This window comes from Devosia riboflavina (genome assembly GCF_000743575.1).
Taxonomy (GTDB): Bacteria; Pseudomonadota; Alphaproteobacteria; order Rhizobiales; family Devosiaceae; genus Devosia; species Devosia riboflavina.
In genome coordinates this window covers 247,821-270,808 of record NZ_JQGC01000001.1, presented here as the reverse complement: position 1 = coordinate 270,808, position 22,988 = coordinate 247,821, and the positions used below count along the sequence as shown (strand labels likewise).

19 protein-coding genes and 1 tRNA gene are annotated in these 22,988 nt (G+C 62.8%); 8 read left to right on the top strand and 12 right to left on the bottom strand.

Annotated features, from left to right (window positions below):
- The first annotated feature begins 121 nt into the window (after nucleotides 1–121).
- From msrB to JP75_RS24980, 3 genes are all read left to right on the top strand, one after another.
- Nucleotides 122–616 carry a peptide-methionine (R)-S-oxide reductase MsrB gene (gene msrB / locus JP75_RS01125; protein WP_035077925.1) on the top strand — a complete coding sequence of 165 codons (495 nt, stop codon included), beginning with the start codon at nucleotides 122–124 and terminating at the stop codon, nucleotides 614–616.
- A gap of 86 nt (nucleotides 617–702) precedes the next feature.
- Complete coding sequence (locus JP75_RS01120; RefSeq protein WP_035077922.1) at nucleotides 703–1,416, top strand: type 1 glutamine amidotransferase; 714 nt, start codon at nucleotides 703–705, stop codon at nucleotides 1,414–1,416.
- A 75-nt stretch (nucleotides 1,417–1,491) separates the two neighbouring features.
- Nucleotides 1,492–3,432 carry a methyl-accepting chemotaxis protein gene (locus tag JP75_RS24980; protein ID WP_051960081.1) on the top strand — a complete coding sequence of 647 codons (1,941 nt, stop codon included), beginning with the start codon at nucleotides 1,492–1,494 and terminating at the stop codon, nucleotides 3,430–3,432.
- Nucleotides 3,433–3,483: 51 nt separating this feature from the next.
- Here the strand turns inward: JP75_RS24980 and yihA are convergent, their stop codons facing one another.
- From yihA to rpmH, 4 genes are all read right to left on the bottom strand, one after another.
- A complete protein-coding gene (yihA, locus tag JP75_RS01110; RefSeq protein WP_035078465.1) occupies nucleotides 3,484–4,137 on the bottom strand; it encodes a ribosome biogenesis GTP-binding protein YihA/YsxC in 654 nt (217 codons plus the stop codon).
- Nucleotides 4,138–4,208: 71 nt separating this feature from the next.
- The gene (gene yidC, locus JP75_RS01105) at nucleotides 4,209–6,050 is read right to left on the bottom strand and encodes a membrane protein insertase YidC (protein WP_035077919.1); all 1,842 of its coding nucleotides are present in this window, start codon (nucleotides 6,048–6,050) and stop codon (nucleotides 4,209–4,211) included.
- The gene (gene rnpA / locus JP75_RS01100; RefSeq protein ID WP_051960079.1) at nucleotides 6,047–6,466 is read right to left on the bottom strand and encodes a ribonuclease P protein component; all 420 of its coding nucleotides are present in this window, start codon (nucleotides 6,464–6,466) and stop codon (nucleotides 6,047–6,049) included. The genes yidC and rnpA overlap by 4 nt, the downstream gene beginning before the upstream one ends.
- A 13-nt stretch (nucleotides 6,467–6,479) precedes the next feature.
- Complete coding sequence (rpmH, locus tag JP75_RS01095; protein WP_035077916.1) at nucleotides 6,480–6,614, bottom strand: 50S ribosomal protein L34; 135 nt, start codon at nucleotides 6,612–6,614, stop codon at nucleotides 6,480–6,482.
- A 229-nt stretch (nucleotides 6,615–6,843) separates the two neighbouring features.
- Here rpmH and JP75_RS01090 point away from each other — a divergent pair, with 229 nt between their 5' ends.
- The 3 genes from JP75_RS01090 (at nucleotide 6,844) to JP75_RS01080 (ending at nucleotide 9,908) form a co-directional block, all read left to right on the top strand.
- Nucleotides 6,844–8,244 carry an FAD-dependent oxidoreductase gene (locus JP75_RS01090; protein ID WP_035077913.1) on the top strand — a complete coding sequence of 467 codons (1,401 nt, stop codon included), beginning with the start codon at nucleotides 6,844–6,846 and terminating at the stop codon, nucleotides 8,242–8,244.
- 35 nt (nucleotides 8,245–8,279) lie between these two features.
- The gene (locus tag JP75_RS01085) at nucleotides 8,280–9,707 is read left to right on the top strand and encodes a sensor histidine kinase (protein WP_035077910.1); all 1,428 of its coding nucleotides are present in this window, start codon (nucleotides 8,280–8,282) and stop codon (nucleotides 9,705–9,707) included.
- Between the two features lie 124 nt (nucleotides 9,708–9,831).
- Nucleotides 9,832–9,908: transfer RNA gene (locus tag JP75_RS01080), tRNA-Arg, on the top strand.
- 112 nt (nucleotides 9,909–10,020) lie between these two features.
- Here JP75_RS01080 and JP75_RS01075 read toward each other — a convergent pair.
- From JP75_RS01075 to JP75_RS01040, 8 genes are read right to left on the bottom strand one after another with little or no spacing between them, the layout of a single operon-like run.
- Nucleotides 10,021–10,674, bottom strand: a complete 654-nt coding sequence (locus JP75_RS01075; protein WP_035077907.1) for an SGNH/GDSL hydrolase family protein — start codon at nucleotides 10,672–10,674, stop codon at nucleotides 10,021–10,023.
- Nucleotides 10,671–13,265: an aconitate hydratase AcnA gene (gene acnA, locus JP75_RS01070; protein WP_035077902.1), complete on the bottom strand. Its 2,595-nt coding sequence runs from the start codon at nucleotides 13,263–13,265 to the stop codon at nucleotides 10,671–10,673. Before acnA ends, JP75_RS01075 begins: the two co-directional genes overlap by 4 nt.
- Before the next feature lie 5 nt (nucleotides 13,266–13,270).
- Nucleotides 13,271–14,350, bottom strand: coding sequence for an ornithine cyclodeaminase (locus JP75_RS01065; protein WP_244446233.1), 1,080 nt, complete (start codon nucleotides 14,348–14,350; stop codon nucleotides 13,271–13,273).
- Complete coding sequence (locus JP75_RS01060; protein WP_035077895.1) at nucleotides 14,347–15,948, bottom strand: ABC transporter ATP-binding protein; 1,602 nt, start codon at nucleotides 15,946–15,948, stop codon at nucleotides 14,347–14,349. The genes JP75_RS01065 and JP75_RS01060 overlap by 4 nt, the downstream gene beginning before the upstream one ends.
- A 2-nt stretch (nucleotides 15,949–15,950) precedes the next feature.
- Nucleotides 15,951–16,763 carry an ABC transporter permease gene (locus tag JP75_RS01055; protein ID WP_035077892.1) on the bottom strand — a complete coding sequence of 271 codons (813 nt, stop codon included), beginning with the start codon at nucleotides 16,761–16,763 and terminating at the stop codon, nucleotides 15,951–15,953.
- Entirely contained in the window at nucleotides 16,760–17,713 is a 954-nt protein-coding gene (locus JP75_RS01050) for an ABC transporter permease (protein ID WP_035077889.1), read from the bottom strand. Before JP75_RS01050 ends, JP75_RS01055 begins: the two co-directional genes overlap by 4 nt.
- 4 nt (nucleotides 17,714–17,717) lie before the next feature.
- Nucleotides 17,718–19,289, bottom strand: coding sequence for an ABC transporter substrate-binding protein (locus tag JP75_RS01045; protein WP_035077886.1), 1,572 nt, complete (start codon nucleotides 19,287–19,289; stop codon nucleotides 17,718–17,720).
- 47 nt (nucleotides 19,290–19,336) lie between these two features.
- Nucleotides 19,337–20,497 carry a C45 family autoproteolytic acyltransferase/hydrolase gene (locus tag JP75_RS01040; RefSeq protein ID WP_035077883.1) on the bottom strand — a complete coding sequence of 387 codons (1,161 nt, stop codon included), beginning with the start codon at nucleotides 20,495–20,497 and terminating at the stop codon, nucleotides 19,337–19,339.
- Nucleotides 20,498–20,623: 126 nt separating this feature from the next.
- Here JP75_RS01040 and JP75_RS01035 point away from each other — a divergent pair, with 126 nt between their 5' ends.
- Nucleotides 20,624–21,505 (top strand): GntR family transcriptional regulator, encoded by an 882-nt coding sequence (locus JP75_RS01035; RefSeq protein ID WP_035077881.1) that lies wholly within the window; start codon nucleotides 20,624–20,626, stop codon nucleotides 21,503–21,505.
- Between the two features lie 61 nt (nucleotides 21,506–21,566).
- Nucleotides 21,567–22,976, top strand: a complete 1,410-nt coding sequence (locus tag JP75_RS01030) for an amidohydrolase (protein ID WP_425277252.1) — start codon at nucleotides 21,567–21,569, stop codon at nucleotides 22,974–22,976.
- Nucleotides 22,977–22,988: the final 12 nt, after the last annotated feature.

The window sequence follows — 22,988 nt, the reverse complement described above, 5'->3', positions numbered from 1 at the left end:
TTCTTCGGCATCCCGCCGAATGAGGTCGTGAGGCTCCGCTTCCCCCCGGGCGGGGCCTCTCGTATTCTTGAGAAAAGTTCGATCCGGATTGGTCTATGCTAGGGGCAGGGAGACGATGACAATGCAGCTCACACGACGCGCAGTTCTCTTGGGCAGTTCGGCTGTGGCCGCGCTCTCGGTCTTTTCGCTCTGGCGCTCGACAAGCCAGCCGCGCGCCGCCGAGGGCGATTTTCCGTTCAAGCTCAGCGATGAGGAATGGAAGGCCAAGCTCGACCCGGCCGCCTACAATGTCCTTCGCCACGAAGACACCGAACGCCCCTTCACCTCGCCGCTCAATGACGAGCACCGGGCCGGCAAATTCCACTGCGCCGGCTGCGACCAGATCCTCTTTGAGTCGGAGAAGAAATTCGACAGCGGCACCGGCTGGCCCAGTTTCTGGGATTTCGTTCCGGGCGCCATCGGCTCGACCGAGGATACAACGCTGGGCTTGGTCCGCACCGAAGTCCATTGCAGCAATTGCGGCGGTCACCAGGGGCATGTCTTCAACGACGGTCCGGCCCCGACGGGTCTCCGCTACTGCATCAATGGCGTCTCGCTCAGCTTCGTCGCCGCCTGAGGACATGGCTGCGTTGAGGCGCATGGTGTTGATCTCCACCCCGGAACTTCGATAGGTGTGACCAACCTCTCGAGCATCAGATTCACATGCGCCTCACCATCATCCAGACCGGGGAAGTCCCCGAACCGCTTCGCGACAATTTCGGTCCATACCATTCGATGTTCGAGCGCATGTTCGACGCGACCGAAAATGGCTTTAGCTATGAGGTGGTTGATGTCGAAGGGAACAGTCTGTTACCCGATCCCTCACGCATTGAGGGCATTGTCATCACCGGTTCGCCTGCCGGCGTTTACGAAGATCACGACTGGCTGCCGCCGCTGCGCGACTTCATCCGCCGCGCCTATTCTGCCAAAACACCCATGCTTGGCGTCTGCTTCGGCCATCAGATCATGGCCGATGCCTTGGGCGGAGACGTCCGAAAGTCCGAGAAAGGCTGGGGTCTTGGCCGTCACGCCTATCGCGTCGCCGGCCGGCCCGATTTCATGGCCGATGCACCCGAAATGCTGGCCGTAGCCTGCTCGCATCAGGACCAGGTCATCGTACCGCCCTCCGAAGCCGAGGTGATCCTTGCCTCCGACTTCACGCCCAATGCTGGTCTTTTCTACAAGTCCGGCAAGGCTTTAAGTTTCCAGCCGCATCCTGAATTCCTCGACGACTATGCCCTGGCCCTGGTAGAACTGCGCCGTGGCCGCGCGCCGGATGCGGTTGTCGAGCAGGGCGTCTCCTCTTTCGCGCAAAGCTCTGACAGCGCTCGAATGGCCGACTATATCGGCAAGTTCTTTCGCGGAAACACCGCGTAACCCGCGGGAATCAAGGCGGCATTAACCAAGATCGGCGAGTCTGGGGGCAATAAATCCTGCCCCAGGACTCACAAAATGTTCCGCTTCAGCCGGTTCTCGATCATCAAAAAACTTGTCATCGTCTTTCTCGGTTTCGGTGTCGTGGTCGCGGCACTCGGCGGCCTCGCGCTGCTGGCCGCGAAATCCCTCGGGGATCGCGGCAACGAGGTCGGGGCGCTGCTCTCGCCGCACGTCAAGGCGGCGATGGAGATCAAGCTCAACGCGACCGCAGCCCATCTCTATTTCGAAGAAATCATGATGGGCGATGCCAGCGAAGATGTCGCTAATGTCTGGGCTCACCTCGACACGGCCAAGGCCTATCTCGCTGCTATTCAGAACGGCGACGATATTGAGGGTGCGGTCTATTTTGCCTCCGAAAATCCCAGCGTACAGGCGGCAGGCCCCAAGGTCTTGCAGGCGCTGACGGATTTCCGCACCGCCGCCGAACAGCGCTATGCCAATCTCGGCAAGGGCGATGAAGGCGCGGGCTCTGCGGCCGATGCCGCGTTCGACGCCGCTTATGACAGCGTCATCGTCGAAGCGACAGCGCTCGAAAAGTCAGTTTTTGAAGACATGCAGGTAGGGCTGACGCGGCTCTCGGGGGCACAAAGCTTTGCCATCATCACGCTGATCCTAGCTGGTATGGGCGCGGCGGCCGGGTGTCTCACCGTGTTCCTGTTCTTCCGCAAGGTCGTCTCGGCTCGTCTCGACCAGCTCGTGACGATCACCGGCGAACTGGCCAAGGGCAATACTGAAATCGATATTCCGGCCCAGAAGGTGCAGGACGAACTGACCGTCATGTTCGACGCCTTCACCAGCTTCCGCGGCGCGCTGATCGAACAGGCGGCGCTTGAGGACGCCGATAAGCAGCGCAATGCCGAAAGTGGGCTGCGTCGTCGCGCCTCGGACCGGTTGACCGACGATCTCAAGGATACGATCCACGCGGTGATGGCCGGCCAGTTGAGTCGTCGCGTTGCAGCCGATTATTCGCAGGACGAACTCAAGAGCCTCGCGGGCGAAGTCAACGCCTTGCTCGACGCGGTCGACAAGGGGCTTACGGGTACGGGTCATGTGCTTTCGGCACTGGCCAAGGCCGATCTCAGCCAGCGGGTGACCGGCAAATTCCAGGGCGCCTTTGCCGAACTACAGGACAATACCAATGCCGTGGCGGATCGGCTGACCGACGTCATGGGCCGGCTGCAAGAGACCTCGCATCGTCTCAAGACGGCGACCGGTGAAATCCTTGCCGGCTCCAATGATCTCGCCGAACGTACCAGCCGTCAGGCGGCAATGGTGCAGCAGACGACATCAACAGTGTCGGGCCTCTCCAGCACCGTGACCGAAAACGCCAAGCGCGCCCAGGAAGCTGATCGTTCGGTTAGCAATGCCTCGCGTATCGCTGTCGAAAGCGGGTCGGCCATGGATGCGGCCAACAAGGCGATGGAGCAGATCTCGACCTCGTCCTCGAAGATCTCCAGCATCATCGGCATGATCGACGACATCGCCTTTCAGACCAATCTCCTGGCGCTGAACGCTTCGGTGGAAGCGGCGCGGGCCGGCGAAGCGGGCAAGGGTTTTGCCGTGGTCGCCGTGGAAGTGCGGCGTCTGGCTCAGTCGGCGGCGGAAGCTTCGGCCGAGATCAAGCAGCTCATCGAGATTTCGGCCGGCGAGGTGCAGGCCGGTACGCAGGTGGTCATGCAGATCGCCGAGCAGATTTCGACGCTCAACCTCTCGGTGCGCGAGAGTGCCAAGCTCATTGGCGAGATTGCCGAGGCCAGCCGTTCGCAAGCTGTCGCCATCGGCGAAGTCAGCACCGCCGTGCGGCAGATGGATGAAATCACCCAGCACAATGCGGCGCTGGTGGAAGAAACCAATGCTGCCATCGAGCAGACGGAGAACCAGGCCGCCGAGCTCGACGAGATCGTTGCCGTGTTCGAGCTGGGCAATGCTCGGGTGGCCGCCCGCTACGCCGCCTAAGCTGGTAGCAGGCTGAAACAGAAAAGGCGCATCCTCGGGATGCGCCTTTTTCTATGCCCCGCCGCTTTCGAGCAGCATGGCGATCTCGGTGCGCAGTTCCTTGATCCCCGTGCCCTTCTCGCTCGAGGTGAGAAGGACGGTCGGGTGGGCGGCCGGACGCTTGGCGATGGTCCAACGGGTGGCCGCCAGTGCCTTTTCGACGTCTGCCGAATTGGGCTTATCGGCCTTGGTCAGCACGACCTGATAGCTCACCGCGGCGCGGTCGAGCTCGTTCATGACGCTGAGATCATTGTCCTTGGGGCCGTGGCGGCTGTCGACCAGCACATAGACGCGGCGCAGGGTGGCGCGGCCGGTCAGGTATTGGTGGATCAGCTTGGTCCAGGCCTTCACCTTGGGCTCCGGCGCCTTGGCATAGCCATAGCCGGGCATATCGACGATGCGCAGGTTTTCGCTCTGGCTCTCGAAGATGTTGAGTTCCTGCGTGCGGCCCGGCGTGTTGGAAGTGCGCGCCAGGTTGGACGTGCCGCAGAGCGCGTTGATGAGGCTCGATTTGCCGACATTGGAGCGGCCGGCAAAGGCGATTTCGACGCGATCCATCGGCGGCAGGTCGGCAAGGCTGACGCAGCCCTTGGTGAAGACGATGGGGCGCGCAAACATCAGGCGGCCGCGTTCGATGAGGTCGGTTGGGTAATTGATTTCGGTCATGCGGTGCTCGGCCTCAAAGACTGGGGCCCGCTGGGTTTTCCAGCGGGCCCCGAATGGTGCGGGAATGTCGGTTAGCTCTTTGAATCTTCTGCTGGCTTGGGCTTCCTGCGGAAGGTGTCCAGGATATTGCCGAAGAGGTTCACCTCGGCGCCATGACGCTTCATGATCACCCATTGCTGGGTCACCGAGAGCGTATTGTTCCAGGCCCAGTAGATCACGAGACCGGCGGGGAAAGCGCCGAGCATGAAGGTGAAGATGATCGGCATCCAGTTGAAGATCATCGCCTGGGTCGGATCCGGCGGCGGCGGATTGAGCTTCATCTGCACCCACATGGTGATACCCATGATGACCGGCCAGATGCCGAGGTGCAGGAAGGAACCAACCAGCGGCAACGCCATCGGATTCCACGGGATCAGACCGAAGAGCGTGAAGATGTTCGTCGGATCGGGCGCGGCAAGGTCCTGAATCCAGCCGAAGAACGGCGCGTGACGCATCTCGATAGAGATGAAGATAACCGTATAGAGCGCGAAGAAGACCGGGATCTGGATCAGGATCGGCCAGCAACCCGAGAGCGGATTGATCTTTTCCTTCTTGTAGAGCTCCATCATGGCCTGCTGCTGGGCCGGACGGTCGTCCTTCAGGCGTTCCTGAATGGCCTTCATTTCCGGCTGCACACGGCGCATGGCGGCCATGGATGCGTAGGAGCGGTTGGCAAGCGGGAAGAAGATCGCCTTGACGATCACGGTCACGGCCAGAACCGCGAGGCCGAAATTGCCCAAGAGGCCATAGAGCGTCACCAGCAGCCAGTGCATCGGCTTGGTGAGGAAGTGGAACCAGCCCCAGTCGATCAGGAGTTCGAGACGGTCAAAGCCGTGCTCGGTCTGGTAAGCGGTGATGACGCGGTCTTCCTTGGCACCGGCAAAGACGAAGCTTTCGACGCTCGCCGTGCCACCTGCCGGAACGACGACCGGCTGGGTCTCGACATAGTTGGTCTGGTAGATCGGCGTCGTGCCCTGGCTCGTATAGGCAAAGCGGGCATTGATGCTGGCTTCCGGCTTGGGCAGGACGGCGGTTGCCCAATACTTGTCGGCAATACCAAGCCAGCCGCTGGTCGCGGGGAAGTCGACCTGACGCTCGTTCTGCAGATCGTGGTACTTGCGCGCGACATAGTTGTTGGAGCCGAGGACGCCGATCGGGCCTTCATGCTGGATGAAGAAGTTCTGGACCGGCGGCGTGCCCTGGCGAACGACGCGGGCATAGGGGAAGAGGGCCGCATCGCCCGAGCCGGTATTTTCCACGCTCTGGGTGATGGTGAAGAGATAGTGCTCGTCGAGCGCAATGGTGCGGCGGAAGATCAGGCCCTGGCCATTGTCGTAGCGCAGCGTCACTGGAGTAGCGGCGGTGAGCGTCGTGGCGTCGCCTTCCACGGTCCACACCGAATTGGCATCGGGCAGTGCGGTCGTAGCGCCTGCGGCCGGCGCCCAGCCGTGTTCGACATAATAGCCGCCCGGAGCGCCCGAGGGGCTCAAAAGCGTGATGATCGGGGAATTGGGGTCGACCGTTTCGCGGTACTTTTCGAGACGAAGATCGTCGATACGGGCGCCGGTCAGGTTGATCGAGCCGGCGAGATCTTCGGTGTCGATGGCAATGCGGTTCGATGCGGCAATGGCGGTCGCGCGGTCGGCAAAGGTCTGCGAGGACAGTGGCTGGTCGGCGGCGGCGGCAGGCTGGGTGCCGTCGGCGGTGGTCGCGGGCACGGCAAGCGCTTCCTGCTCGGCCTGCTGCTGGGCGGCGATTTCGTTCTGACGCTGCTGGCGCTCCAACTGCGGCCCGGCAACGAAGAACTGCCAGCCGAACAGCACGAGCATGCTCAGCACGACGGCGAGAATCACATTGCGATTATCTAAATTCATGGTGTCGTGTTCCGTGGGCCATGCCCGGCCCCTGTCCGATTATCATCCGCCTTTGTGTCATGCACATTTGTGTCATGGACTTTGGCGATAAGACCGTTGAGGTCTTTGATCATTTTGGCAAACGGGCGGCTCAGGGCCTCGCGCCTTGCCAACAGCACATAGTCATGCCCGGGCCGAAAGTCATCGGCACATGCTGCCGCAGCCGCGCGCAGACGGCGCTTCATGCGGTTGCGCTCCGGCGAATTGCCCACCTTCTTGGTGACGGTGAAGCCTATGCCGGGCAATTCGTCCTCGGCTGCAATAACCTGCAGCCCAAACGCAGAGCGCCCGGCGCGATTGCCCCGGGCTGCCCTCAAAAACTGCGAGCGCCGCCGGAGACGGCGCAATGTCGCGACCTTTTGCGCGTCGGCCGTCATCCGGCCAACAGCCTTAGGCCGAGAGCTTCTTGCGGCCGTCGCGACGACGACGGTTCAGAATCGCACGGCCATCCTTGGTGGCCATACGGGCGCGGAAACCGTGACGACGAGCACGCACGAGCTTGCTGGGCTGATAAGTACGCTTCATGACTTTCAACCGCGCTTAAGCACGGTTCCTCTATTTCTGGCGCATATGCGCATAAACTTGTCCGGCCGACGGGCAGGGCGCGCCAGCTTTGTTCGTGGCGTCTATAGGGAAAAGCATAGGCCAAGTCAACGCGCGATGGGCCCCAAGCTTGTGCTTTCCAGCCTGTTGTCAGGCTTCCTATATGACCGCATAAGTGGACCATTGTTTAGCCCGCCGCGGAATCTGGCTCGTGTCCACATCTCCTGACCTTTGCATAATCGGTGCCGGGACGCTCGGTGTCGATCTGGCCCTTTATGCGCGGCGTCTCGGCGCCAGCGTCGTCCTGGCCGATCGGGACCGACCCGAGCCGGGCGATGCGGCCCAGCAGGCACTGCGCATGGCTTCGCTCGTGCAAAGCGCCAAGCGGGCGCAAGACATGCGGCGCGCGCCGGAGCTGGGCGTGGGCGCCTCGGAATTCAAGCTTTCCGCCAAACAGGTGGCAGAGCGGGCGGCGCGGCTGGTCGAGAATCGCGTCCGCGCAACATCGCCTGAAGTTCTTACGGCTCAGGGCGTGACGGTGATGCGGGGCGCGGTCGGCTTTGTCGATGGCCGGTCCCTGCTGGTCGGGGACATTACCATCAAGCCCGGCAAAATCATTATCGCCATTGGTGGCGCGCCGGCTTTTCCCGATATTCCGGGTCTAGGCGATATCGACGTCTTCAGCGTGGATTCGATCATCGAGAACCAGCGCAAGCTGACCCATCTCGTCATTATCGGCTCTGATGCCGCCGCGATCGAACAGGCGCAATTGCAGCGCCGCCTCGGTGCGGCGGTGACGCTGGTGCCGCACGGTCCGCTATTGCCGGAATTCGATCCCGAGGCGGTTTCCTTGCTGCTTGCTGCGTTCGCCGATGAAGGCATTTCGGTTCGGGCTGGCGCGCAAACTGTCGCTATCAATCGGCGCTCGCAGGGAATCGGTGTCGAGATCGAAGCCGAAGGGGGGGTGCGCGAAACGCTCGATGCCTCCCATGTGCTGGTATCGGCGGGCCACAAGGTGGACCTCGATGAACTCGATATTGCCAAAGCACGATTGAAGCCGGGGACCAATGCCTCCCGAACCATCCGGCCTGTCGGCATTGCTGCGGGCCATGCCGATTGGAATGCCGCGCGTGCGCATGGACGAGCGGAGGTTGATGCCTTGCTGGGCCGGCGGCGGAGCCATGCTGTATCTCTCGTGCCTCGGCTTATCGAAACCGAGCCGGCCATTGCCCAGATCGGGCCATTGGTCCCGCGCGCCGACAAAGCGCGCGTCGGCGATACGATCTTGCGGGAAAATCTTGCCGAAAACGATCGAGCCGCTGCCATGGGGAACGATCGTGGCTTGGTCAAGCTGACGCTCGACGGAAAGGGGCAGGTCCAGCGTGCGAGCCTGGCTGGCCCTTTTGCAGCGGAACTGGCAGGCACCGTGGCCCTGGCCATGAGCCGCCGCGTGGGGATTGCCGATTGGGCCGATCTGCCGTTGCCGCGGCCCAGTCTTTTTGAAGTTTTTTCGCGTCTCGGCGAGAACTATCTGGCCGCCCGGAACGTATCGACTACAGGGCAGGGTGGTCCGGCGCTGCGGCGCTGGCTGGGGTTTAGGCCGAGGGGCTGACGCCCGGGCCTGTCATCTCCTATGATCGAGTCGCGATGACAGACGAATCCAATGTCACACCGGGCCGGTTCTCCGGCCTTTCGAACAAGTTGATTGCCGCCATTATCGCGGTGATTTTGCTCGTTGAAATCATCGTTTATCTCCCCTCTCTCGCCACCTTTCGCGCGTCCTGGCTCGATGATCGCCTGCGCGTCGGCATCGTGGCTGCCCGCGTGCTCGATGCTGTGCCCGATGTCATGGCCCTGCCGCGCAATCTGACCGACCGCCTGCTGACCTCGGCCGGCGCCTATGCGATCGTCTATCGCCGTGCCGGGCAGAGCCAGCTTATCGAGCTTGCCGATCCGGTGACGCCGGAACGGGTTGTGACCGCAGATATGCGTCAGCGCGATCTGCCGAGCCTCATCGTCGGCGCACTCGACACGCTCTTTGCCGGGCCCGGCCGGACCCTGCGCATTGTCGGCGAAGGCGACCTCGATGAAAGCCTCGTCGAAATTCTGATGCCCGAGCGCCCCTTGCGTAGCGATATGATCGACTATTCGCGAAACATCGTGCTGGCTTCGCTGGGGATCGCGGCCGTCACGGCCTTCGCGCTCTATATGCTTGTCAGCCGGCTTTTCATCCTGCCGGTGCAAAGGCTGACCACCAATATCCTGCGCTTCCGCAAGGCGCCGGAGAACGCCACCCTGATTCTGGCGCCGACGCAGCGGGCTGACGAGATCGGCGTTTTGGAGCGCGAACTTGCCGCCATGGAGAGCGAGCTTTTTGCCATGCTGCGCCAGCAGCGGCACCTCGCCGATCTCGGGCTTGCTGTCGCCAAGATCAATCATGACCTCAGAAATACGCTGACTTCGGCGCAATTGCTTTCCGACCAGGTGGCAACGCTTGACGATCCAAAAGTGCAGCGCCTGGCTCCGCGCCTCGTGACGACGCTCGACCGGGCCATCGGCTTTGCCCAATCGGTCCTCGACTATGGCCGCGAAGCCGCCAGCGTGCCGCAGCCGACGCAGGTGAGCCTCAAGGCGTTGGTCGACGACGCGGCTTTCGAAGCCCATCTCGTCGGTCACCCCACCGTTGCCTTCTCTGCGTCTGTTCCAGAAGACCTTCTCGTCTATGTCGATGCAGGGCAGATGACGCGTGTTCTCGTCAATCTGCTGAAAAATGCTCGTGAGGCGCTCGAGGCCAGCCAGAAGCCGGGCGAACACCGCATCGATGTGACAGCCGGCGCGGAAGGGGCGGTGGCAACGCTCAGCGTTACCGACAATGGGCCGGGGCTGCCGCCGCGCGCGCGCGACAATCTTTTCATTGCCTTTGAAGGCTCCGCCCGCGCTGGCGGCACCGGGTTGGGGCTCGCCATTGCCCGCGAATTGACCGAGGCGAATGGCGGCACGCTGCGCCATGTCGACATGGAAGAGCCGGGCACGCGCTTCACGCTGACCCTGCCAAAAGATATTCACAGCCTTTGAGTGCAAACACAAAAAGCTTTTGTCACACGCTTGCAATGCGGCGAACACCGCTATATGGGTTGCCTCGCTTTCGGACGAGCGATCCGCTCCGCCCCGAAATGCCCGCCGCGACTTAGCGGTATGCGCGCCCGTAGCTCAGCTGGATAGAGCACCAGACTACGAATCTGGGGGTCAGGAGTTCGAATCTCTTCGGGCGCGCCATTTCTTTTCAAGTATTTTGTTGGCGGAACACCTGAACGTCTTGACGTTTGGTTTGCGTCTTGTCTGCGAGCCGGCTTGAGCGAAATCTGGGCAGTGACCTGCGCCTCCGTCGCTAGTTTGCGGACGTAACCGAGAGCATGTCCGCGATTTTTCTGCCGATCGCCTGGCCAAGTGCAATGGAGGATCGAGCGTCGAGGTGGACGCCGTCGATGAGCGAGGCGTCGGCCACGGTCGCGGCATCCAGAAAGGCGCAACGTGTCTTTTCGGCCAATTGCTCGAGCAAGGGTGCCAACCGCTTGGATTCTGCGATGCTTCTTCCGCCTTTGGGCGGAGCGCCATTGGCGAGGTTGCGCAGGTGGGGTGGGGCGATGATGAGGATGGCGGGCGGATGGTCGTGCCCGGCATTGGCGTCGCGGATAATTTCGATCATCCGGCTGAGACCATCGACAGTGCCATCGGCCTTGCCGCAAAGCGCGGGCTTCAGGTCATTGGCGCCGAACATCAGCACGATGAGATCAAGTGGCTTGTGCATGGCAAGAACGAGAGGCAGCGTGCGCAGGCCGTTGCGGTCATAGCCTTTGCCGAAATCGTCGAACTGGGTGGTGCGGCCCGAAAGGCCCGCATTGACGATGCGAGCCCTTTCACCGAGCGCCGCTTGGGCGACGCTGGGCCAGCGTGCTTCATGGGGCAGGCGTCTGTTCATGCCGGGATCGGCACCCCAGGTCAGGCTGTCACCATAAGCCAGGATATCGAAGACTTTGGTCATTGTGCCTGTTTCAGGGTGCGTTCCAACATCAGGGTGATGATGCCGCCTGCCTGCACGGTTTCGATCTCCGATTGGGTTTCTACAGCGAGATAAGCCTCCAGCGTGCGGGTCGTACCGTCGGCGGAGCGAACGCGGACGGCGACGGGCTGGTTGGGGGCCATGCTGGCGCTGGGCAGGTCTATTTCGACGCTGTCGGAGACGCTCAATGGGGGCGTGTCAATCGGGCCGGCCAGGCGGATCGGGACGATGCCCATGCCGATGAGATTGGTGCGGTGGATGCGCTCAAAACTGCGGGCAAGGATGGCGCTGACGCCGAGAAGGCTTGCGCCCTTGGCTGCCCAATCGCGCGAGGAGCCGCTGCCATAGCGTTCGCCGGCCATGATGACGAGCGGGGTCTTGCTCTGCCGGTAGAGTTCCGTCGCTTTATAGAGCGGGAGTACGGAGCTGCTGTTGGCATGTACGGTGGTGCCCGGTGGCAGGGTGGGATCGAGCAGATTACGCACGGAGGAATTGGTGAAGAGGCCGCGCAGCATGACTTCCCAATTGCCGCGATAGCCTGAGAAGACGCCAAGGCGATCGGGTTTGGCGCCACGTGCCAGCAGATGCCGGCCGGCTTCGCTTTCTGCTGGAACCTGACCAGCGGGGGAGATGTGGTCGGTGGTGATGTCATCGCCGAGCGCCAGCAGGATGCGGGCGCTGATCTTGCCGGGCCAGGGCGGTGTCGGGTTGGTGACGAAGGCGGGTGGGCGCAGGAAGGTCGAGCTGTCGGACCAGGGGAACCGATCGGTTTCGGGACCGGCGACTTTTGCCCATGCCGGGCTTGCCTCTGCGCCGGCGAAGGCGCGTGGGTAGTCGGCGGGCACAGTGGCTTGTCGCAAGAGAGCGTCGATTTCGGCGCCTGTGGGCCACAGATCGGCGAGACGGACGGCGCGGCCATCTTCGGTAGTGCCGACCGGGTCGCTGGCGATGTCGCGGTTGACGTCGCCGGCCAGTGCATAGGCGATGACCATGGGCGGGGAGGCGAGAAAACCCAGCGTCAGGTCGGGATGGACGCGTCCGGGAAAATTGCGGTTGCCCGAGAGCACCGCCACGGCCGCATCGCCCTTGGCCATGGCATCGAGTATTTGCGGACGCAGGGCGCCGGAATTGCCGATGCAGGTGGTGCAGCCGAAGCCGACAATGTCGAAGCCGAGGGCGGCGAGATCGCCCAGGAGGCCGGCGCGCTCGAGATAATCGCGGGAGGCCGGAGAGCCGGGTGCGAGCGAGGTTTTGACCCAATCGGGCACTTGCAGGCCGTGCGTGCGGGCCTTGCGGGCGACAAGGCCCGCCGCGATGAGTAGGCGCGGATCGGTTGTGTTGGTGCAACTGGTAATGGCGGCGATGGCAATTGCACCATCAGGGGGCAGGTCGCGCTGTGGCGCGGAACGGAGCGGCCGGCCAAGGGCCCTGGCCGTGGCTGCGGCAGCTTCGGAGGGCGGGAGGCCATCCTGCGGGCGGCGGGGACCAGCAAGCCGGGTCGAAACCGTTGCAAGGTCAAGTTCCAGCGTTTCGGTATAGCGGGGCGCGGCAGCGGGATCGAACAGCAGGCCCTGCCGGCTCGCGAGGTCTCTGGCGCGGGCGATGAGATTGGCGGGGCGGCCGGTCAGTTCGAGATAGGCAAAGCTCTGCGCGTCGATCGGGAAATAGCCGGTGGTGGCGCCATATTCGGGGGCCATATTGGCGATGACGGCGCGGTCGCCGATCGAAAGAGTGGAGACGCCGGGCCCGAAAAACTCGACGAAGCGACCGGCGACGCCATGCTTACGCAGGAGTTCGGTCAGGGTGAGGGCAAGGTCGGTGGAGAGGACGCCATCGCTCAATTGTCCGGTGAGATGGACGCCGACGACTTCGGGCATGCGCAGGGCGATCGGGGTGCCGAGCATGACGCTTTCGGCTTCGAGGCCGCCGACGCCCCAGGCGAGGACACCAAGACCATTGACCATGGGGGTGTGGCTGTCGGTGCCGATCAGCGTGTCGGGAATGAGCCAGTCCGCGCCGTGGTGAGGCTGGACAGTGGCGAGCGTTGCCAATTGCTCGAGATTGATGGTGTGCATGATGCCCGTGCCGGGGGCATGGATGCGCATATCGCGGAACCGGCTGCCGGCCCATTTCATCAGCTCGAAGCGCTCGCGGTTCTGCTCGAGTTCGCGGGCCATGTTGTATTCCATGGCGTCGTTTCGCGCGAAGGCCTCCACGGCAATGGAGTGGTCGATGGAAACATCGACGGGCACGACCGGATTGATCCGCGTCGGATCGCCTCCGGCCATGGCGACACGGTCGCGGAGCGCTGCGAGATCGACGAGGGCGGGAACGCAGGTCGTGTCATGCATCAGCACGCGTGTCGGCTGGAACTGGATTTCCTTGTCCAGTTTGCCGTGCTCCAGCCAGGCCGTGAATTGGGCGACGATCTCCGCCTGCCGGTCCGGGGCGTGGCGCAGGGCGTTTTCGGCCAGGATGCGCATGGACCAGGGCAGGCGAGGGAGCGTCGCGCCGAAAAGTCCCGATAGGTCGAGCAGCAAGAGGCCTTCGGCGGAGCGTATGGTGGCTGTCATGATAGTCAGGCGCTGAGTCGGTCCGGATGTTGCTGACGGGCGCCGATCAGGCCGAAGAGATCGCGTGGATCGGTAGGTTCGGCCAGAAGGTCGAGATCAATGAAATGCTCGGTTTCCTGCACCTTGTCGCGGAGATAGCGCAGGACCGAGAAATCTTCGGTGGCAAAGCCGACCGAGTCGAAAATGGTGATATCGCTACTGCCGGTGCGTCCCATATCGAGGCCCGTGATGACGCGCCAGAGTTCGGTGACTGGAAAGTCTTCCGGCATCTGCTGGATTTCGCCTTCGATCCGGGTCTGCTCGGGCAGTTCGACGAAGACCTTGCCGCGTTTGAGAATGTCGGCGTGAAGTTCGGTCTTGCCGGGACAATCCCCGCCCACGGCATTGATGTGCATGCCGGAGCCGACCATGTTGTCGGACAGAATGACGGAGCGCTTCTTGTCGGCGGTGATGGTGGTGACGATGTCGGCGCCGATAACGGCGCTCTGGGCGCTGTCGGCGACGGTGATCTCGAGGTCATAGCCGGCCATGTTGCGGGCGAATTTTTCGCTGGCGGCCGGGTCGATGTCGAAGACCTGGAGGCGGGTAATGCCCAGGATCGCCTTGAAGGCCAGGGCCTGGAATTCGGACTGGGCGCCCTGGCCGATAATGGCCATGACCTTGGCATCGGGGCGGGCGAGATAGCGGGCGGCCACGGCCGAGGTGGCGGCGGTGCGCAGGGCCGTCATCAGCGTCATTTCGGACACGAAATCGGGATAGCCGGTCGCGACATTGGCGAGGACGCCAAAGGCGGTGACGGTCTGGCGGCCATCGAGCGGATTTTGCGGGTGGCCGTTCACATATTTGAACGAATAGGTGACGCCGTCGCTGGCCGGCATCAGTTCGATGACGCCGTCGCGCGAATGGGAGGCGATGCGGGGGCTTTTTTCAAACTGTTCCCAGCGACGGAAATCCTCGTCGATATAATCGGCAAGGCCGGTGAGAAAGGGTTCGACGCCAATGGAGGAGATCAGCTTGATGGCGTTCTCGACGCCGACGAATTGTACCATGATTGCATCTCGATTGAGTTCGGGAGTCGCCCTCAGGCGGCAACCCCGATTGTTGGAGCCGCTTCGAGAAGGGCCTTGGTATAGGGGTGGGTTGGGTGGTCGAGAATGTCGTCGACGTCCCCTTCTTCAACGATGAGGCCGTTTTCCATCACCACGATACGGTCGGCGACGCTGGAGACGGCGCCCAGATCGTGGGAGATGAAGACGCAGGCAAAGCCATGCCTGGCCTGTAGGCGCCGGAAGAGGTCCAGCACCTGCTTCTGGATGGTCATATCGAGGGCCGAAACCGGCTCGTCGGCGACCACGAAAGCGGGATTGCGAATGACGGCGCGGGCAATGGCGACGCGTTGGCGCTGCCCACCGGAAAGGGCATGCGGATAGCGATCGCCGAAGCCGCCAAGGCCGACCTCATCGAGGATTTCCTGCACGCGCTCAGCCTTTTGCGCCCGGCTGAGGCCGGGTTCGTGGCGCAGCGGTTCTCCCACGATGCTGGCGATCTTCTGGCGCGGGTCGAGCGAGGAATAGGGGTCCTGGAAGACCAATTGGCAGGAGAGGCGATAGTCGCGCTGCTGGGCGCGGTCGGCGCCATTCATCGACTTGCCGCGAAACAGCACTTCGCCGCCTGAATGGGCCAGGAGGCCGATGAGGGCGCGGCCGAACGTGGTCTTGCCCGAACCCGAACCACCGACAATGGCCACAGCCTCGCCTGGACGCACGGCGAGGGACACGCCCTTGACCGCCTGCTTGGGCTGGGCGGCCGAGAACATGTTGCCGGCGCCGGCAAAGGTGACCGCGAGATTGCGGGCCTCGATCAGCGGGGCGGCTTCGGCGATTGCCGGGCGGCCGTGGAAGCGCTTGGGCAGGGCGTCGATCAGGGTGCGGGTATAGGTTTCGCGCGGGTGGTGGAGCACCTGTTCGACACTGCCGGTTTCGACCAGCTTGCCGCGTTCGAGCACGACCATGCGCTGGGCATATTGGGAAACGAGGCCCAGATTGTGGGTGATGAGCAGAACGGCCGTGCCCTGGCTGCGGGTGAGATCGACCATCACTTCGATCACTTCGCGCTGGGTGAGAGTGTCGAGCGCGGTGGTGGGCTCGTCGGCGATCAAGAGCTTGGGTTTGAGCAGCATGACCGAGGCGATCATGATGCGCTGGCGCATGCCGCCCGAGAACTGGTGCGGAAAGGCAGCGAGGCAGCCTTCGGGATCGTTGATCTGCACGCGGCGCAGCATGTCGACAGCCCGGTCCAGGGCCTGTTCCACGCTCAGCTTTTCGTGCAGGCGCAGACCTTCCACCAATTGGGCACCAATGGTCATGGCCGGGTTGAGCGAGACCATGGGCTCCTGGAAGATCATGCCGATCTGGGCGCCGCGGAGGGCCCGCATGTCTTCGTCCGAAGCGGTCAGCACGTCCTTGCCGTTGAACAGGATCTGGCCGGCGCCCGGATGGATGCCTTTGGGCAGAAGGCGCATGGATGCTCGGGCCGCCATGGTCTTGCCGCTGCCGCTTTCGCCTACGAGGGCGACGATTTCGCCCGGCGCCACGTCGAAGGAAATGTCGTTGACGATCGACACACCCGAGGAGACGTCGAGCCGCAGATTACGAACCGAGAGCAATGGCTGGGTTGCAGTCATGATCAACGCTCCATTCGTGGGTCGAGACGATCACGCAAAGCGTCGCCGAGCAGGTTGATGCCGAGCAGGGTGAAGGCGATGCAGAGACCGGGAGCAAGGCCCAGCCAGGGCGCGCGTTCGAGATAGGGACGAGCGGCCGAGAGCATATTGCCCCAGGTGGGCGCCGGCGGCGGGACGCCGAGGCCGAGGAAGCTGAGGCCGCTTTCGGCGAGCACGACCCAGCCGAACATGGAGGTCGCCAGCACCACGACCGGCGCCACGCAATTGGGCAGCACATGGCGGATCATGGTATAAAATTCGGAATTGCCGATGGCGCGCGAGGCTTCGACATATTCGCGCTCGCGGGCGGATAACACGCTGCCCCGCACGATGCGGAGCACCGATGGGGTATAGGCAATGCCGAGGGCAAGGATGATGCCCATGGTGTTGGGGCCCATGATGACCATGAGGCCCAGTGCAAGCAGGGTGCCGGGAAAAGCCAGTACCGCGTCGCTGACCACCATCAATATGCGATCGGTGATACCCCGCACATAGCCCGAGATCAGGCCGAGGATGGTGCCGACGGCGACGGCTAGCAGCACGGTGAAAATGGCCACCGTCAGGCTCTGCGATGCGCCGAGCAGCAGGCGGGAGACCACGTCGCGGCCGAATTCGTCGGTGCCGAGCCAATAGAGTTCGGATGGCGGGAGCGTTCTGGCGCGCAGGTTGAGCGCCATGGGATCATAGGGCGTCCAGAACAGGGCCGTGGCAGCCATGGCCAGGACTACGGTGACGAGCGTTCCGCCGATCAGCAGGTTGGGTGCGGGGCGTTTCACGATGCGGTCACCCGCGGATCGAAGAGCGGATAGCAGAGATCGACGATGAGGTTGACCAGCACGTAGAGCAGGGCTGTGAACAGAAGACATCCTTGGACCACCGGATAGTCGCGCGCAAAAATCGCATCGACGAGGAGCCGCCCGAGGCCGGGCAGGGTGAAGACGGTTTCGAGCACCGCGGCGCCGCCCAAAAGTCCGCCGAGCACCAGGCCGATCATGGTCCAGGTGGGGGCGAAGGCATTGGGCATGACGTGACGCAGCAGCACCTGGCGTTCGCTCAGGCCCTTGGCGCGGGCATGGGTGACATATTCAAGGCGCAGCACTTCGATAGCGCTGGCCCGGACCATGCGAGTGAGGACGCCAACTTCGATCAGCGTCAGCGTAGCCACGGGCAGCACGATATAGGTGAGGGCCGACCAGAAATTTTCGGTGAAAGGCACGAAGCCGACCACCGGCAGCCAGCCGAGCTTGAGGCCGAAAACGAGCAGGAGCACGAGGCCGAGCCAGAAGCTCGGCACCGACATGAGCAGGGTGGCGGCTGCCACCACGGCAATATCGAGCCGGCCATTCTGTTTCCATGCGGCGAGCAGGCCCGCCGGCACGGCGATGAGCGTGGCAAGACCGACCGCCAGGATCACGATCACGGCGGTGACCTGGAAACGACCCAGCATCAAAGGCAGCACGGGCTGGCCATTGGTGATGGAATTGCCCAGGTCACCTTGAGCGACCTGCCCCAGCCAGAGCACGAACTGAACCGGGATCGGCTGATCAAGGCCGAGCTTGCGGGTGAGTTGTGCGACCTCGCTGGGGGTGGCTTGGTCTCCCAGGATCAACTGCACCGGATCACCCGGGATCAGCCGAACCATGAAAAAGACCATGACCGAAACCAGCAGCAGGGTTGGAAGCGTCCAGAGCAGACGCTTGCCGATATATCTGGCCAGGGCAGGCATTGGCTCAGTTTCCGCTATTCACAGAGACGCCCCAGGCGCGGGGCAGGCCGACCGGCCAGGTGGCATAGCCTTCGACGCCCGCATGAGCGGCGCTGACGCGCGTACCCGAATAGAGGACGAGCAGGGGCACATCGGCGCGGATCATGCCTTCGAGCTGGTCGAAGATCGCCTGACGTTCGGCGGGATCGGAGCTGACGCGGGCCTTGGCCATGAGATCGCGGCCTTCGACACTGTCCCAGACCTTGTTGGGTTGAGCCGCCTTGTCGCCGCTGACCATGTCATAGGACAGGGACGGGTCGAGGCGGGCCGAATAGGTGAACGACATGGCCTGGTAGGTGCCGTTGGTATAGCGATCGAGCAGGGTGGCCCAATCGAGGGTTTCGATCTGGATATTGATCCCGGCTTCCTGGGCCATGGCCTGAACGAGGATCGCGGCCGAGAAGAGCTGGGGGTAGAACTCGGTCGTCAGCCAGGTGATCGGTTCACCCTTGTAGCCGGCTTCGGCGAGGAGTGCCTTGGCCTTTTCGAGATCACGAGCCGGAACCTGGGCCTGGACTTCGGTGAAATAGCTGCTGGGCTGGGGAATGACCGAGTTGCTTGGCTTGGCCTGGCCTTCGCTCACAACGTCGGCGATTTCGGAGAGATCGAGCGACAGGCGCAGGGCCTCACGAATGCGCACATCGCCCAGAAGCGGGTCCTGCGTCTGGAACAGGAGCGCGGTGAGGCCCATGCCGGGAACGCTTTGCAGGTCGATGCGCTCGTCGGCCTTGAATTCGGGTACGTCGGCATTGTTGACATCGGGGATGACATCGACATCGCCGGCATAGAGCGCGGCCTTGGCGGCGGAATCGTCGGGGACGATGACGAAGCGGACGGTCTCGACCAAGGGAGTCTTGTCCCCGACATAGCCGTCGCGCGCGCCTTCGAGAGCGCTGTAGTTTGGATTGGCCTTCAGTTCGACGAACTGACCGGTGCGCCATTCGCCGAAGGTGAAGGGACCGGTACCGATCGGGGCAACCCACTTGCCTTCCGCGTCAAGCGAGGAGCTGTGATAGATGCCGGTGCCGCCGCAATCGGCGCGGGCGAGGGTGGCGAGGAAGAGCGCGGTCGGCTGTTCGAGCGTGAAGACCACGGTCGAGGCGTCGGGTGCGCTGACATCGGTGACGTGCGACACGCCCTCGCCATTGACGTCAGGCAGACAGCGCCAGCCGCTTTCCGGATTAGTGTAGCGGTCCCAGGCGAAGAGCACGTCTTCCGAAGTCAGTGCCTCGCCATTGCTGAAGGTCACGCCATCGCGCAGGGTAAAGGTATAGGTGAGACCATCGGCCGACACGTCGACGCTCTTGGCGAGCAGCGGGGCGACGGTGGCATCGTCCTTGTAGCCGACGAGGCCCTCGACGACATGGGCGACCACGGCGTCACTATTGGCGTCGCGGTTGATGCCGGGATCGCTCGAGCGAATGTCGGCATTGATGCGGATGCGCAGATTTCCCTCCTGCGCATGGGCCGGTATTGCGATACCGGCAAGCAGCATCCCACTCAGTGCTGCCATGGTGAACGTCGTTTTCAACGTCATTTGTTATTCCCTCCGATAGAGGCGGCGTCGTGCCGCCCCATTCCTGTTCAGGCGGCGCTGTCGTTGATCGCCTCGACCGCGGACACATCAGGCACATCCATTTCGAGCGAATAGTCGAAGAAGTGCTTGTTGAGGGCGGGCAGCAGCGACACCTGCATGCGGCCCGCGGCGGGCTGCATGACGATCATGGCGACGGTGGCCGTCTGGTTGTTGGTGAATGACTTGCGCGGCGGGCGACAGACCGACCAGGGCGACTGGAAATCGTCCCAGAGCGCGGTCTTGACGTCGTCGGCGGTCAGCTTGCCATTTCTGGGCTCGAGCAGGCCGCGCACGCGGGTGTCGCGATAGAGCGAGTCCGGCATATTGACCACGCCCTTGTCGAGCAGTTTGGTGAGGGCCACCGGGCTCTGGAAATGATTGGCATGGACGATAAGGCCGCCCTGGGGATGCACCAGGAAGGTCTCGTCGGGAGCGCATTCGAAATCGAGCCCGATGCCATCGACATGACCGAGGATCAGGTTGTTCGAAGCCGATTTGGGCGTGGCATAGATGGTGCGCATGGCGAGGGCCAATTGCTGCTGTTCCAGCGCATTGCGGCGAATGATGCTGAGCGGCACGCCGAGCGAGCGATAGTCGCGGTCGGTTTCGAGATAATTGCCGGAAATGGAAATGCCCGCAGAATTAAAACCGGTGCGCGCAAGGCCGCCTGCCTCGGTGAAGGTCAGGATATCGGGGCCATCGTCGCGCCGGATCTTGAGCACCACGGCGGTTTCGGCACATTCCGCCTTCCAATCCCAGTTCTGGGCATGGATGAGCTGGCCGCTGGCCGAGGATTGGGGCAGGACGAGCAGGCCGGTGCAGCCATCGGGATCGATGAAATCGCGCTCGCCCTTCTGGCGGCGGCGGGCCATTTTCAGGATTTCCGTGCGTGCATTGAGCAGCAGCACATCGGACAGGCCGACATTTGCGCCTTCGGCAATGCCGCGCATTTCCTCGATATAGTGGATGCCGAACGATTCGATCGAAGCGGCAAACTTGCTAATCATCGTATCGAGATCGGCCTGGTCGAGGCCATTGCCGTGCAGTTGTTCGGTATAGTGACCGATGCCGCGCTTGATCCGTTCGACTGCCTGGTCGCCATACTGCCGGCCGCGCTCGAAGGGGGAGCCGGAGACTTCAATGAGAGGGCAGTCGAGAGCTGTGGTCATGGTGGTCGCTTACATCCGAGGGGCGCAGGCGGCGGTCGGAAGGGAGATCCGGCGTGCTTGCGGGTCTGGCATCAAAACTGTACTTCGTGTAACAAAAACCAAAATGAAAAACAGGGCAAGCGAAAAATGACGGAATTGAGCACGCCGCTGCAGGATGCACTGGTGCGCCGCATCATCGATCTCGTGCATGAGGACGGCTTGGCGCCCGGCGACCGGCTGAAAGAGAGCCTTTTGGCCGAGCGGTTGAAGGTGTCGCGTTCGCCGGTGCGGGCGGCGCTGGCGCGACTTGAGGCCGATGGCATTGTCGAGCACCGACCCAATCGCGGCATGGTGCTCTTGGCAACGCCGCCACAGAGCAGCGCTGCGGAAGAGCCACAGCACGAGGATATGCTGGTGACCATCGCGCGATTGCGGCGTGAAGGACTATTAGGCGACCAGTTCGCCGAGGCCGAATTGATGCGCATGACCGGCGAGGACCGGGCACGGGTGCGCGAGGCGCTCACTACGCTCGAAGGACTGGGCGCCCTGCGCCGCCGCAGCGGTTATGGCTGGGAATTCAGCGTAGAAACCCGTGACGCGGCCGCCCGCGCCGAGAGTTTCCGCTTCCGCATGTTGATCGAGTGCGCGGCCATTCTTGAGCCCGGCTTTCACCTGGAGCCGGATTGGATCAAATCCATCCGCGATCGGCACGAACAGATGAAGGAAGCCGAGTGGACCGATCGTTCAAGCATCATCCTGTTTGAAATGAATGCGGAATTCCACGAGGGCATCAGCCGGGCGTCCGGCAATCGCTATCTGGCCGATGCCATGCAGCGGCAGAACCAGTTGCGGCGGCTTTCCAACTACAACTGGAAGCATGGGCCTGGCCGGGTGGTCGTCACCTGCAATGAGCATCTGGAAATTCTGGCACGGTTGGAAAGCGGCGACAACGATGTCGCGGCGGCGCTGATGCGCAGCCATCTCATGGGCGCGAGCCGGCTCTTGGCCATTCCTGATCCAGATAATTGATTTTCTGATTACAAAATGCACTTATGGGGAAAATTGACCTCTCAGTCAGGACTTCTCCATGATCCCCAATCTTTCCCCCGTGGACGCCCTTGTCGAAGCTAAGGCCGTGAAGGCCTTTGCACTGAGCGATCGCGTCTGGGAGATGCCGGAAGTCAATTTCGAGGAGGCTCGGTCGAGCGCGGCACATGCCGAGCTCCTTCGCGCCGAGGGTTTTGCTGTCGAGACCGGCGTGGCGGGCATGCCGACTGCATTGATCGCCGAAGCGGGCAGAGGCGGACCGGTCATTGCCATCATGGGCGAATATGATGCGCTGCCGGGGTTGAGCCAGGTCGCCGGCATTGCCGAGCAAAAGCCGCTTGCCGAAGGCGGACACGGCCATGGCTGCGGGCACAACATGCTTGGGGCGGGCTCCCTGCTGGCGGCGATTGCGGTCAAAGACTATCTCGCCCAGCGCGGTGTCGCGGCGCGGGTGCGTTACTATGGATGCCCTGCGGAAGAAGGCGGCTCGGCCAAGGGTTTCATGGTACGGGCCGGGCTTTTCGACGATGTGGATGCGGCGCTTTGCTGGCACCCTGCAGCATTCACCGGTGTCAACCGGCCGTTTTCGCTGGCCTGTGCCGAATTGCAATTCAGCTTTTCGGGACGGGCCTCGCATGCTTCGAGCGCCCCGCATCTGGGGCGCAGCGCACTCGATGCGGTCGAATTGATGCATGTCGGCATCAATTATCTGCGCGAACACATGCCGTCCACGGCGCGGGTCCATTATGCCATTACCGATGCCGGCGGATCGGCGCCCAATGTGGTGCAGGCCTTCGCCCAGAGCCGGGTGCTGGTGCGGGCGCATTCGTTGTCCGAGATGTGGGATCTCGTCTCGCGGGTCGGAAATATTGCTGAAGGCGCGGGGCTGATGACCGGCACGACGGTCGAGCGCAAGCAGATCAGCGGCGACGCTAATCTCGTGGCAAGCCCCGGACTGGAAGGGGCGCTGCACGCGGTTCTCGAAAGACTGGGTGGCCCGGATTTCGACGCCACGGACGATGCCTACGCGGCCGCAATCCAGAAGACATTTTCTACTGCCGATATCGCAGCATCCTATGGTCGCTTTGGGCTGCGCCCGATCAAGGGCGAGGCGCTGAGCCGGATCATCTATCCCCTCGGGGCGGGAAGCGACCATGCGGTTGGGTCAACCGATGTGGGCTCGGTGAGCTGGGTTGTGCCGACTGTACAGTGCCGGGTGGCGTGCTATGCCATCGGAACGCCGGGCCATTCCTGGCAATTGGTGGCGCAGGGCCAGGCGCCGGCGGCGCATAAGGGACTGCAACTGGCGGCCAAGGCCATGGCTAATCTCGTGGTCGAACTGATCGAAGACCCGGCATTGCTCGCACGCGCCAAGGCAGACCATGCTGCGTTTCGCGCCGAAAATCCGTTCGAAAATCCATTGGGACCAGACGTAGTTCCTGCGCTGCCTTAGTCGAGACGGCAG